Source organism: Paramagnetospirillum kuznetsovii (assembly GCF_003284725.1).
Taxonomy (GTDB): Bacteria; Pseudomonadota; Alphaproteobacteria; order Rhodospirillales; family Magnetospirillaceae; genus Phaeospirillum; species Phaeospirillum kuznetsovii.
The window spans coordinates 1-13059 of record NZ_PGTO01000004.1 but is presented as its reverse complement, the minus strand read 5'-3'; the positions used below and the strand labels follow the sequence as shown (position 1 = coordinate 13059).

Below are 13059 nucleotides of genomic sequence, written 5' to 3'. Positions count from 1 at the left end.
GGTCGATCGCTCTTGCATTCGGCCTGCGACTGGGGCGCACTATCAGGGATTCGCCTTGGCGGTGTCAATCACGCACACAATATGCATCATTTCTAATAAATATATTTAAGATCAATGAGTTGCCGCCAGTTCATTTGAACCGAGGCCCGTTCTTCTGTATGAGGTCTTGCAATACTCGTCCCCGGAGCACGCCATGATCCGCCTTGCCATTCTTCTCGCCGCCGGGCTGCTGGCGGCCCCGGCCCCGGCCTCGGCCCATGACGGGCACGAGGCCAAGCCCGCCGCCCAGCCCAAATGCGCCGAGGTCTCGTTGCGCTGCGCCAAGTCGGCGACACCGGCCTTTGGGGCCGACGGGCGCATGTGGATCATTTGGTCGGCCGCGGGCCGGGTCTATGTTTCGGCTTCGGCCGACAAAGGCGCCAGCTTCGCCGCCCCGGTCGCCGTCTCCGATCCGGCCGAGGCCATGGACGACAACGGCGAGGCACGGCCAAAGCTGCTGGCGACCAGGAGCGGCGCCCTGGTGGCGATCTATGCCCAGCGGATGGACAACCGCTACAACGGCAAGGTCTTCTTCACCCGCTCCACCGACGGCGGCCACAGCTTCGCCAAGCCCCAGCCCATGCTGGACGGCATCGGACAGCGCTTCGAGACCTTGGTGCAAGCGCCGTCCGGCCGCATCACCGCCGCCTGGCTCGACACCCGCAACCGGATCGCCGCCAAGGCCGCCGGCCAGGACTACAACGATACCGGCGTGGCGCTGGCATGGTCCGACGACGACGGGGCCAGCTTCACCGGCAAGGCCATCAAGGCCGATTACGCCTGCGACTGCTGCCGTCTCGCCATGGCCTTGGACAGGGACGGCACCCCGCTGCTGGCATGGCGCCATGTGTTCGGCCGCAATCTGCGCGACCATGTGGTGGCGAAAGTCAAGGATGACGCGCCCCTAGCCCCCAAGCGGGTGTCCGAGGACGACTGGGCCATCGACGCCTGCCCGCGCCACGGCCCTTCGCTCGGCGTCGGGGCGGACGGCGCCTGGAATATCGTCTGGTTCACCGGCGGCAAGCGCCGTCAGGGCCTGTTCTTCGCCCGTTCGGATGATGAGGGCGCGAGCTTCTCGGAGCCCCAGGGGTTCGGCGCGGCGAACCGGCTGGCGTCGCATCCCCAGGTTCTCGCCCGCGACGGCCGGGTATGGCGGGCCTGGAAGGAATTCGACGGCACCACCACCGCCATCCAGACGCAGTCCTCGGCCGATCAGGGCAAGACCTGGGACGCGCCACGACAAGCCGCCGCCACCAATGACGCCTCCGACCATCCGCTTTTGGTCAGCGATGGCACCGTGACCTATCTGTCCTGGCTGACCAGGGACGAAGGCTACCGCCTGGTGGCGCTGCCATGAGAGGCGGCATCCTCGTCGTCCTGCTGTGGCTTCTGGCGGCGTTTCCGTCCCAGGCGGCCGAGACCAGGCCCTTCGTCAAGGGCACCTACGCCGAATTGGTCAAGGCCCATGCCGGCCGCCCGCTGGTGGTTCATTTCTGGTCGCTGACCTGCGCCCCCTGCCTCGCCGATCTGCCCCAATGGCCCAAACTGCAAAAGCGGTTGAGCTTTGATCTGGTGCTGGTCAGTACCGATCCGCATAATCAAGCCCCCGCCCTGGCCGCCCGGCTCAAGCGGGCCGGATTGGCCGATTTTCCCAGCTACGCCTTCGCCGATTCCTTCACCGAGCGCCTGATGTTCGAAGCGGCGCCCGACTGGCGAGGAGAATTGCCGCGCACCCATCTGATCTCGGCTGCGGGCGATACCACCGCCATATTGGGAACCGTGGATGAAATGATCCTGCGCGACAAGTTGCATAGGCACTAGCCTGCCAACCGCCGTACCGTTACATTGCCGTGGATTTAACTTGATCTATGGCCCCAAACGCATGACGCCAAGAAGTAGCAACCGGACTATCGCCATCATCGGAACGCTAATTGTCACGGTGATAATTAGTTTGGGAGCGGCGGAAATTTACACCGATCGCCAGAGAACCATCGAATCTGCATTCGATCGTTTGGAGAATTTGGCGCGAATTGCTGACGAGAGTGTTTCCGGACGACTGCACCTCGTCGATCTCCTTTTGCAAGACATGGATGTGGAGGCCCGATCAGCCGACACCGCCGCGGAGGTGGAAAACCTGTTGGCCCAAATGAAAGGCCGGACGGCGTCGCTGCCTGGCCTTCGGAACCTATCCATCAGCGACCATGCCGGACGCATGATATACAGCACCTTGCCGGAACTGATTGGCTTTGACGCCAGCAAGCGACCTTATTTCATCGGCCACCAGACGAACCAAGACAGCCGAAGACTGCACATCAATGGCCCGATTCTCGCATCCACCGGCCAAGTCCTCCTGTTCGCGTCGCGCTCCAAGGAGACCATCGACGGAAAGTGGGACGGCGTTACCGTCGCGGCCCTCCAGCCTGAATACTTCGCCGAAACGCTTCGCTCGATTCAGCCGCAGCCCGACGGCATCGCGACCCTCATCAGCTATGACGGCACCATCATTGCCCGCTCGCCCCGGCACGAGGAGTTCAGCGGCCGCAATATCGGCAAGGCCCCGGCGACCATGGCCCATCGCCAATCGGGCGAACGGGTCAGCCGTTCAAAGGTCGTCACCACCACCGACCATGTGAGCCGTCTAATCGTCAACCGCACCATGGACTTCCCCGAATTGGTGCTGGCGGTGGGCTGGGGCGAGGACGAAGTCCTGGTCGAATGGCGGCGCACCGCATTGATCAAGGGCGCTATCCTGAGCCTGTTGGCTTTGGGCGCGGCCTTGGTCCTGCTCCGCTTTTCCCGACATGAACAGGAGTTGCAGCGCAGCCAGCGTTTCATTTCAGGTATTGCCGACGCCATGCCGGGCATGGTGGCCTATTGGGGGCAGGATCTGCGGTGCCGCTTCGCCAACAAGCCTTACCTGGAATGGTTCGGCAAGGCGCCCTCGGCCATTCTTGGCAAGACCATGCTGGACCTAATGGGCGAGCGTTTGTTCGCCATGAACGAGCCCTATATCCGGGGCGCCCAGGCCGGGCAGCGGCAACAGTTCGAACGCACCCTGACCAAGGCCAATGGCGAGATCGGCTATACCTGGGCCCACTACATCCCGGATGTGGCCACGGACGGGACTGTAAGCGGCTTTTTCGTCTTGGTCACCGACATTACCCCATTGAAGGCGGCGGAACTGAAGGCGCGCGACTTGTCCAAGCGCCTGGGCCTCGCCACCAAGGCGGGCGGCATCGGTGTATGGGAGTATGATCTGGCGGGCGGCGGCCTCATTTGGGATGACCGAATGCACGAGATCTACGGTCTGCCGCGCTCGGAGGAAAACCCAAACTACGAGCATTGGCGATCCGCGATTCATCCCGCCGATCTGGAGGTGGCGGAGTTTGGCATGGCCGCCGCCATTCGGGGCGACAAGGATTTCGACACCGAGTTCCGAATCCTGCGCGCCGATGGCGAGATTCGCCATATTCATGCCGCCGCCATGGTGGAGCGGGACGAGGGTGGCACGGCCAAGACCATGATCGGCGTCAATTGGGATGTCACCAACATCCGCCGCAACGAGAAGGCGCTGGTCGCCGCCACCGGCGAGGCGGAGCGCGCCAATCGCGCCAAAAGCGAATTCCTCGCCAATATGAGCCACGAGATCCGCACGCCGCTGAATGCGATCCTGGGCCTTACCCATCTGATGGAGCGCGGCGATCTCACCGCCGAGCAGCGCGATTTCGCCGCCAAAATTCGCCAGTCCGGCCGCTCGCTGCTGTCGATCATCAACGACATCCTTGATTTCTCAAAGGTCGAGGCCGGACGGCTGGAATTGGAAAAGGCGGATTTCCGTCTCGCCGATCTGCTGGACGCCATCGCCACCATCATGACGGTCAATGCCGGAACCAAGGATCTGGAACTCTTGATCCATCGGGCGCCCGATGTCGCCAACGATTTTTGTGGCGACTCGCTGCGCTTGCAGCAGGTGTTGATCAACTTGATCGGCAACGCCATCAAGTTCACCGAGTCCGGCGAGGTCGTCCTGCGGATCGAGTTGGAAAGCACCAGGGACAGAACAGTGACGTTGCGCTTTACCGTCGCCGATACCGGCATCGGCATTCCCCGCGACAAACTGGACAATCTGTTCGACGCCTTTTCCCAGGCCGACAGTTCCACCACCCGCCGCTACGGCGGTTCGGGCTTGGGGCTGGCCATTTGCAAGCGGCTGGTGGAACTGATGGGCGGCCGCATCGGAGTGGCCAGCGAAATCGGCCGTGGCAGCACCTTCTGGTTCACGGTGCCGTTGGAGACCGCCAAGCCGGTACCGGTAGCGGCAAGCCTACAGCATCTGGAAGTCCTGATCGCCGATGATCACGACGTGGCCCGCACCGTCATCGCCGAGACTGCCCAATCCCTCGGCTGGCGCCCCGACGTGGTGGGATCGGGGCAGGACGCGGTCATGAAGGCCCAGGATCGTCTTCGGGATGCCGACCCTTTCGACGTCCTGATCCTGGATTGGAAAATGCCGGACATGGACGGTTTGGCCGTGACCCGGGCACTTCGGGATAGCTCCGGGCTTGCCTCGTCACCCATCGTCGTCATGGTCACCGCGGGCAATCGGGAAGATCTCCTTCATTCGCCCGGCGCCGAACTGGTGGACGCCATCCTGGTCAAGCCCATCACCGGATCGTCGCTGTTCAACGCCGTATCCGACGCCCGGGCCCGCCGGTTGGACGGCGGCACGACAAACATGATCACGCCCCTCACCCCTGGAGAAGGCCCCCGCCTTATGGGCCTGCGAATTCTGGTGGTGGAGGACAACGCCATCAATCAGGACGTGGCCCGCCGAGTGCTGGAATTGGAAGGCGCCTCGGTGACCCTGGCCTCGGACGGCCAGGAAGCGGTGGATCGGCTGGCCAGAACCCCCAATGCCTTCGAGATCGTCCTGATGGATATCCAGATGCCCGGCCTGGATGGCTACGAGGCGACCGCGCGAATTCGTCAGGACTTGGGCCTGAGCGATCTGCCCATCCTCGCCTTGTCGGCGGGCGCGCTGAGTGCGGAACGGAGGCGGGCCCAGGTGGCGGGAATGAACGACTTCATCGCCAAGCCGTTCGATCCCGACCTGATGATCGCCTGCATCCTGCGCTACGCGAATCCGCCCCCGGCGGGTGATGTCAAGAGCGGCGCACCGAAGGCGGTGGACATCAGCGGCTTTCCCGATATCCCCGGCATCGACACCCACCAGGCATCGCTGCGATTGGGCTCCGATGGCGGACTGTTCCGCTCGCTGCTGAATAGGGTGGTCGAGCAATTCGCCGACGAGGCGACCCGAATACGCGCCGATTTGGCAAGTGGCGACGACGAGGCGGCGGCGCGGCGGCTCCACACCCTGCGCGGCGCCCTCGGCAATGTGGCCGCTATCCGTGCCGCCAAACTGGCCTCGGAGACGGAAGCCGCCGTCAAGGATGGCAAGACATCGCGGATTTCGCCCCTGCTGGACGATCTGGAACGCTCGCTCGGGGGGCTCGTCGCCGCCATCGGGCAGGCTCTATCCGCCCCGCCGCCCCAAGGTGCCGCGTCGGCCGCGCCCGCCACCCGATCGGATATGGAACAGTTGACCAGTATACTCGAACAGCGCAGCATGGCCGCGCTGGATCTGTTCGACCGGCTGCGCCCGGGGCTCGACGCGAGCTTGGCGGCGACACTTGCTCCCTTGGTGGAAAAGCTGAAATTCGATGATGCCGCCGCGTGGTTGAAGCAGTGGCTGGGGACCAAGGACAATGCATAAGAAACCTGACGCTCCCGCTAGGGTACTGATCGTCGATGACGATCCCGGCACCATCAGGCTTCTCGGCAAGATCATCGAGGATTTCGGCGATATCTTCTTCGCCACCAGCGGCGCCGAAGCCCTGGCCATGGTCCGCGAGCGACAGCCCGATCTCATGCTGCTGGACGCCGAGATGCCCGATATGACCGGGTTCGAAGTCTGCGAGACCATCAAGCGCGACCCGATCTTCGCAGACCTTCCCATCCTTTTCGTCAGCGCTCATACGGATATGGAAAGCGAGACCAAGGCACTGGAGTTGGGCGCGGTGGACTTCATCTCCAAGCCTCCCAGCCCGCCCGTGGTCAGGGCGCGGGTCAGGACTCACCTGAATCTCAAGCTGCGGACCGATCAGTTGCACCGGCTGGCCTCGGTGGACGGATTGACCGGCATCGCCAACCGCCGGAGCTTCGATACCACGTTGGAAGAGGAATGGCGCCGTACCTGCCGAGCCAAGACGCCGCTTTGCCTGCTGCTGATCGATGTGGATCACTTCAAGCGCTATAACGACCATTACGGCCATCAGGCGGGCGACCAATGCCTGCGGACCATTGCCGCCGCCCTGGCGGGATGCCTGCACCGTCCCGGCGATTTGCTGGCCCGCTACGGCGGCGAGGAATTCGCCGCCGTGCTTCCCGCCTGCTCCCTGGACGATGCCGCCAAACTGGCGGAAAAGATGCGCCAAGCCGTCGCCGCGCTTCACCTGCCGCACGCGGCGTCGGAGACGGGAGCGGAGGTTTCCATCAGCCTGGGGGCGGCGACGCTGAGCCTGGGCTGCCAAACCAAGGGAAGCGACTACCCGACCTGGTCGGGCGCCTGCCCCGATTCCCAGGATTGCCACGGCGGCATCGCCGCATTGATCGCGGCGGCCGACGCGGGGCTGTATCGCGCCAAGGCCGCCGGACGCAACCGGGTGGTTCTGGCCGCTTCAGCGGCCTAGCACGGCGCCCAGATCCATGGCCGACGGCTGGGACAGCGCCCCCGAGCGGGTGGCCGAGGCCATGCCCAAGGGAATCGCCGCCGCCATCAGGGGCGTGATCGCGGCGGCGACGCCCAGCTCTCCCCGCGACGGGATCACCGCGACATTGATGGCGACCAGGCGCAACTGACCGCCGACCCAGGCGAACACCGGCCCGCCGGATTCGCCCTGCACCGCGTCGCAATCGTGGAACAGCACGCCGGTCATGGGCTGCTCGGTCAGATGACAACCCAGATGGGCCAGCGGCACGAAAGCCTTGTCCTTGCCGTAGCCCGCCACCGCTACCGTCATGCCGACCTTGGGCTCAGCCAGGGCGACCCAGCCGATATCGTCGCCCACCGGCTCCTCCAGTTCCAACAGCGCCCAATCATCCGCCCGCGTGGCCAGGGACTGCTGTTCTGTGGTGAAGATCCATTTGGGGGCGGGATGCAGCGCCCTAACCTTGGAGGCACGCAGAAACTCGCCCCGGTCATAGCCCGCCACGAAGGTATAGGCGGTCACCGGCATGGGGCGCTGGGTGCGGTTGTTCCACAGGCAATGGGCGGCGGTCGCCACCAGCCGGGGCCCGATCAGGGTGCCGCTGCAATGACCGCCCTGGCCGTTGTTCAGGCGTCCCACCGCGCTCCACGGAAATTCGGTGGCGGCCACCCGCACCCGCTGATCCTCCGGCCCCTTGATGCCGTGCAGTTCCTTTTGGAAGCGTTGTTCCGGTCCCGCCTCGGCCGCAAACGCCGCCAGACAGAGGATTATCGCCAGCACAATCCTCATAGCCCCATCCTTTGGCGAATGGCCTCGGCCACCTGGGCGGCGGCATCGAGGCGCGGCCGGTCCCAGGACTCCAGGCCTGCCGCCCGCTCCAGCGGCTTGGCGACGCCCAGCCGATAAAGATCGACGTGCAGCCGGGCATGCTTCGGAGCGACCCAGCCGGGCGGGGCCCAGATGAAGACCGGAGCCGGTGCGGCACAGGCCTCGCAGCACATGGAGACGGAATCGCCCGTCACCACGATGGTGTCGGCCAAGGCGAGGAAGCCGAAATACGGATTCTCACCCTCTTGGCCATAGAGATGCAGCCAGCGCGGTTCTGCCAGGCAATCGGCCAGAACCCGGCTTTGCTCGTCACCGGTGCGGCGACTGGTGGTCAGCAGGACCGAGCCGCCGCCCGCCAAGGCGGCCACCGTCTCGCCCAAATCGCGGGCCATCTCCACCGAAAAGGGCCGTTTGCGGGTGGCGCCGCCGACGATCACCGCGATCCAGGGGCGCGGCAGATGGGCGAAGGGCGCCCGCCATTTGGCCGCCTCGGACTCCAACCGCTGCGGCGTCACCCGGTGGGGCGCTCCCATCATCTCGATCACATTGGCGGCGGGCTTGGGCCGGTCATGGGCGGGAATCGCGATCAGGTCGAAATCGTCGCGGCCGGGAAAACCGGGGTCCATGATCTGGGCCAGGAAGGCACCCGAGCGTCGCTTGATCCAGCGGGCGACCGGCGCGGTGCGGCGACCGGCGGCGATCACCAGCCTTGGCCAGGGCGGCGCCAAGGCGGCTCGGCTGTCCGCTTTAAGGCCAATCAACCCGGCGCCGCGCAAGGCATTGGGCAGCGCCCCCAGCCGGTCATAGCGAATGGTCTTGATCGCGAAGGGCAGCCCCAGCGCCTCGGCCACCCCCAGGCACTGGCTGACATTGCCGACGCGGTCGTCGGCGAGAACCCATATTTCGGCGCGGGGGCTATCGGCGGTCATGCCGGTAGGCTCCGACAACCGGACCGGCTTTGCAACCGTATTTGTGGACGCGGCGGCCATAACCCCCTATATTTGGCGGTGAACCGAATCGAAAGCGCCCGCATGTTCGCCGACCACACATTGACCCCGAAGGAAGCCGTGCGCCTGTGCGCGCTGGGCACCATCGCGTCGCGGCCCATGCGCTACAGCGAGCTGGCCGGATCGGTGCGCCACTTCACCAGCCGCATCATGGGCCCATCGCTCGATCTGATGGGAACCTCCATCGAATTGCTGCGCTACGAAGGCCTGGTGGAGGCCATCGCGGGCAAGGGCATGGAAGACGATGCCCAGCTGACCATTTCCGCCGCCGGACGCCGCGAGCTGCACAGCCTGCTGACGGCGCGGCTGCGTCCCGCCAGCGACCTGTCCAAGCTGGTCATGGCGCTGAAGATCCGCTTTCTCGACCTGCTGGAGCCTGCCGAGCGGCGCGAACAGATCGACCTGCTGATGAGTGGGGTCGAGAGCGAGCTGGCCCGGCTGATGGACCTGCGCGACGCCAATGCCCAGGAAGACGGCCAAAACGGCGCCCTGGCCTCCTGGCTGGACCACGACATCTCGTTGTTGCAAAGCCGGCTGGACTGGCTGGAAGCCTTCTGCGCAAAGCTGTGAGCGAGGATCCCGCCCTTCCGGGACTCGCCGAGGCCGCGCCCGTCGTTAAGGCCAATCACAAAGGGCATCGCGAAAGGCTGCGCACCCGCTTCATGGAAGCGCCCGCCGCCCTGCCCGATTATGAATTGCTGGAACTGCTGCTGGGCTTGGCCATTCCGCAAAAGGACGTCAAGCCGCTGTCCAAGGCGCTGATCGCCCGCTTCGGCAGCTTCGCCGACGTCATCACCGCCGATCTCGACGACCTGCGCGGGGTGGACGGCATCGGCGAGGTGGCCGCCGCCGGCCTGAAGGTGGTCCGTGAGGCCGCCATTCGCCTCGCCCGCGCCCCGGTGCTCAACTCGTCGGTCATCTCCAGCTGGGACGCCCTGCTGGATTATTGCCGCACCGCCATGACCACCCTGCCGTCCGAACAGTTCCGCCTGCTGTTCCTCGACCGCAAGAACGTGCTGATCGCCGACGAGCTCCAGCAGACCGGCACCATCGACCATACGCCGCTCTACCCGCGCGAGGTGGTCAAGCGCGCCCTGGCCCTGCATGCCTCGGCGGTGATCATGGTGCACAACCATCCTTCCGGCGACCCGCAGCCGTCCCGCGCCGATATCGACGTGACCAAGGCGGTGAAGACCGCCCTGGCGGCGGTGGGCGTCTCCGTCCACGATCATGTGATCGTGGGGCGCAAGGGCCATGTCAGCTTCAAGGCCATGGGAATACTTTAAATAATGGCCTCAGTCGCCGGGGCGTTCGCGCCACGTGGCGCGCGCGCTCAACGCGCCAACTCCGGGATCATGACGGATGTCATGCTCCCGTCGGGCCAAGCCTATCCAGCCGTTCGCTGACCCTGGGCAGCCACAGATTGGCCAGCAGGGAGCAGACTTCCTCGCGGGCCGAGTGGTGGGACTTGGTCACTTCCATGCCGATGCCCGCCTGTGCCACATCCAGCACCGTCAGCCCCCACAGGAACATGTAGCGGTAGATCACCCGCTCGCCGAATCCCTCCGCCAGCCGAAAGCCCAGGACGCGCTGCATCTGGGGCAGCACGTCGGCCATCATCTGCTTGTTGCGATCCGCCAGGGCCGAAAGCCGCGAGCGGGTCACCACCCAGTCGATGCCGGACTTGTGCAGCTTGCGACGTTCCTGCCGCAGCTCCCAGACCAGATTGGAATAGACCCCCGCCCGCTTCAATTGACGGGTCACCGGATCCAATTGGCCCAGCAGATCCAAATCCAGCAGACTGTCGTTGATGGGAGTGATCAAGGTATCGGCATGGGTATGGGCGTGACGTGCCAGCGGCGCGTCGGCGCCGGGGCAGTCGATGATGATGAAGTCGGCGCCGCCCTGGGCCAATTCGGCCAAGGCCGCGTCCAGCGCGCCCTCTTCCTCGGCGACGGATTCGGTCTTCAGATTGCTCTCGGACGGACGGATCATGGCCATCTGCGGCATGGGCAAGTCAACGCCGCTGCGCTCGATCCAATCCAGCCGATTGGCGACATAGCGGCCCAGCGATTGCTGGCGGTGGTCAAGGTCGACGCACCCGACGCGAAATCCAAGCCGCAGCAGTCCCACCGCCAAATGCATGGCCACCGTGGTCTTGCCAGAGCCCCCCTTCTCGTTGCCGATCACCACCACATGGGCGCGTCCCGCCACCGAAGCCCCCTTTCCTAACGATCACATCCCTATGCTACACTATCGCCGCCGCGTAAACCCAAAGGATCGGGAACAGACGATGACCAGCACCGGCCTTCTCGTCGATGGCATCGACGACAGCGCGGCCTTACCCTTTTCGCCGTCGGGCCTTCACCTCCTAAGCGACATGAACTGCATCTGCTGGCGCCGAACCATGGCGGCTGATGGCACCATCTCCTATTCCTGGCTGTCCGACGCCGCCCTTGGAATTCTCGGGTTTCGTCCCGACCAGTTGCGCGCGAACGACAAGGGGGCATTGACGGTCATCCATTGGGCCGACCGCGATCTTCATGTGGAGGCCATCAAGGCGTCGGCCGTCACCCTGCTGCCCTATCGCGAGGCGTTCCGGGCCATCACCGCCTCGGGCGAGACCCGATGGCTGGACGGCACCGCCCATCCCCGGCGCGCCGCCGACGGCCGCATCATCTGGGACGGCGTGTGGATGGACGCCACCCAACGCATGCGAACCGAGGATCGGCAGCAGATGCTGATGGACAATGCCGAGGACTGCATCTTCGTCCTGACCGGCGATGAGGGAATTACATGGTCGAACGCGGCGGCCGAGCGCAATTTCGGCTATCTGAACGACGAATTGGCCGGGCGCTGTTTTCACGATCTAATATTAGGAGAGAACCGCCCTCCCTGTTCCTGCGAGCCCATGGACCTTTTGGAATCCCAGGGGAAAGACAACTCGGGCAGCCGCCAGGAAGTCATCGGCCGCCGCAGCGACGGTTCGACCTTTCCCTTCGAAATGACCGTCAGCGAAGTCCGCCGCGATGGCCGTTTGTCCCTGGTCGTCATCGGACGCGACATCAGCCGTCGGCGCGAGGCCGAGCGCCTGCTGGCGGAAAGCGAGCAGCGGCTGCGGGTGACCTTCGCCGCCGCCTCGCTGGGCATCGTCGTGCTGGATAAGGACGGCGTCATCCAGTTCTACAATCCCGCCTTCGAAAGCATGGCGGGCGATGGCTACGACGATCTGCTGGGCGTGAACATCCATGCCTTTGTCCCGGCCGAATCCATGCCGGTACCCTCGCGGCTGCCGCCCCCCGGCATGTCATTTTGCCTCGTCTGCCAGCCCTTGCTCGTCGATGGCAAGGAGCATCACTGGCGCCTGACCGGAACCCAGTTCCTCGCCGCCCCCGACAGCCAGGAACAATCCCTGCTGTACTTCATCGAGGATGTCACCGAAACCACCCGCATGAACCAGGAACGGCGCCAGTTGGAATTGCTGCTCCAGGAAGGCCATAAGCTGGAGGCATTGGGACGTTTGGCGGGTGGCATCGCCCACGAGCTCAACAACATGCTCGGGCCGATCCTGATGGGCGCCGAAATGGTGGCCCGCACCACCCAACTGGATCCCAAGAACGCCGATCGCGTCCAGCGCATCATCGAGGCGTCCAAGCACAGCCGCGATATCGTCCGCAATGTGCTGGCCTATTGCCGCAAGGAGACCAAGGCGCTCGGAATCATCGACTTGGCCGCCCTGTTCGAGGGCTTCGCCTCGCTCACCTCGACCATATTGCCGCCCAGCATCCTGGTGGAACTGCACCGCGAGATCGAAAGCGCCACGGTCATGGCCGATGCCGGGCAAATGCAACAGGTGCTGCTCAATCTCGCCATCAACGCCCGCGACGCCATGTTTGGCAGCGGCACGCTGAGCCTGTCGCTCCGTCTGATGCATCCCGAGGAGTTGCTTGCCCGGTTCCAGTCCATTCAACGCATGAGCAGCGGCCCGGCGCCAAACGCCAATCCCTTGGCAAGCCTGGATTTCGGCACCGATCATGTGGCGTTGGGGGTCGGCGACACCGGCACCGGCATGACCCCCGCGGTGGCGGCCAAGATCTTCGATCCCTTCTTCACCACCAAGCCCGTCGGCCAGGGCACCGGGCTGGGCCTGTCCATGGTTCAAGGCATCGTCAAGGCCATGGGCGGCGCCATCGTGGTCGACAGCGAGGTGGGGAAAGGCACCACCTTCCACGTCATCCTGCCGCAGGTCGGGCCGGATAAGGCTTAGGCTGCATCGACATTCAGGGAATCCGGCTGATATCGGGCAGGAACGTCTGTCCGGTAGGTATTTCGGCCACAGATGATGGGGTGGACGGCCCCTGCTCACCGGCGTCGCAATGCGCCAAAGTGGTCGTTGGAAACAGACCATAAAGAGG

Annotated in this window: 10 protein-coding genes; 7 read left to right on the top strand and 3 right to left on the bottom strand. The window is 64.7% G+C overall.

All coding sequences use genetic code 11. The annotated features are described in order from the left end of the window. Positions 1-193: 193 nt before the first annotated feature. From CU669_RS06725 to CU669_RS06710, 4 genes are all read left to right on the top strand, one after another. Positions 194-1396, top strand: coding sequence for a sialidase family protein (locus CU669_RS06725; RefSeq protein WP_112143070.1), 1203 nt, complete (start codon positions 194-196; stop codon positions 1394-1396). Then, positions 1393-1860 (top strand): thioredoxin domain-containing protein, encoded by a 468-nt coding sequence (locus CU669_RS06720; protein ID WP_112143069.1) that lies wholly within the window; start codon positions 1393-1395, stop codon positions 1858-1860. Before CU669_RS06725 ends, CU669_RS06720 begins: the two co-directional genes overlap by 4 nt. Positions 1861-2059: 199 nt before the next feature. Further along, the gene (locus tag CU669_RS06715; RefSeq protein ID WP_161539599.1) at positions 2060-5815 is read left to right on the top strand and encodes a response regulator; all 3756 of its coding nucleotides are present in this window, start codon (positions 2060-2062) and stop codon (positions 5813-5815) included. Then, positions 5808-6791 carry a diguanylate cyclase domain-containing protein gene (locus CU669_RS06710; RefSeq protein ID WP_112143067.1) on the top strand — a complete coding sequence of 328 codons (984 nt, stop codon included), beginning with the start codon at positions 5808-5810 and terminating at the stop codon, positions 6789-6791. The genes CU669_RS06715 and CU669_RS06710 overlap by 8 nt, the downstream gene beginning before the upstream one ends. Here CU669_RS06710 and CU669_RS06705 read toward each other — a convergent pair. Both CU669_RS06705 and CU669_RS06700 read right to left on the bottom strand, forming a co-directional pair. After that, the gene (locus tag CU669_RS06705; RefSeq protein WP_112143066.1) at positions 6780-7598 is read right to left on the bottom strand and encodes a trypsin-like serine peptidase; all 819 of its coding nucleotides are present in this window, start codon (positions 7596-7598) and stop codon (positions 6780-6782) included. The genes CU669_RS06710 and CU669_RS06705 overlap by 12 nt on opposite strands. After that, on the bottom strand, positions 7595-8566 hold the full coding sequence (locus CU669_RS06700; protein WP_112143065.1) for a mitochondrial fission ELM1 family protein: 972 nt from the start codon (positions 8564-8566) through the stop codon (positions 7595-7597). The genes CU669_RS06705 and CU669_RS06700 overlap by 4 nt, the downstream gene beginning before the upstream one ends. A 102-nt stretch (positions 8567-8668) precedes the next feature. Here CU669_RS06700 and CU669_RS06695 point away from each other — a divergent pair, with 102 nt between their 5' ends. Further along, positions 8669-9214, top strand: coding sequence for a hypothetical protein (locus CU669_RS06695; protein ID WP_112143602.1), 546 nt, complete (start codon positions 8669-8671; stop codon positions 9212-9214). Beyond that, positions 9211-9930, top strand: a complete 720-nt coding sequence (radC, locus tag CU669_RS06690) for a RadC family protein (protein WP_112143064.1) — start codon at positions 9211-9213, stop codon at positions 9928-9930. Before CU669_RS06695 ends, radC begins: the two co-directional genes overlap by 4 nt. A gap of 79 nt (positions 9931-10009) precedes the next feature. Here the strand turns inward: radC and CU669_RS06685 are convergent, their stop codons facing one another. After that, a complete protein-coding gene (locus CU669_RS06685; protein WP_112143063.1) occupies positions 10010-10858 on the bottom strand; it encodes a division plane positioning ATPase MipZ in 849 nt (282 codons plus the stop codon). A gap of 79 nt (positions 10859-10937) precedes the next feature. On the opposite strand from CU669_RS06685, the gene CU669_RS06680 reads away from it, so the two are divergent. Further along, entirely contained in the window at positions 10938-12911 is a 1974-nt protein-coding gene (locus CU669_RS06680; RefSeq protein ID WP_161539598.1) for a PAS domain S-box protein, read from the top strand. Positions 12912-13059 lie beyond the last annotated feature (148 nt).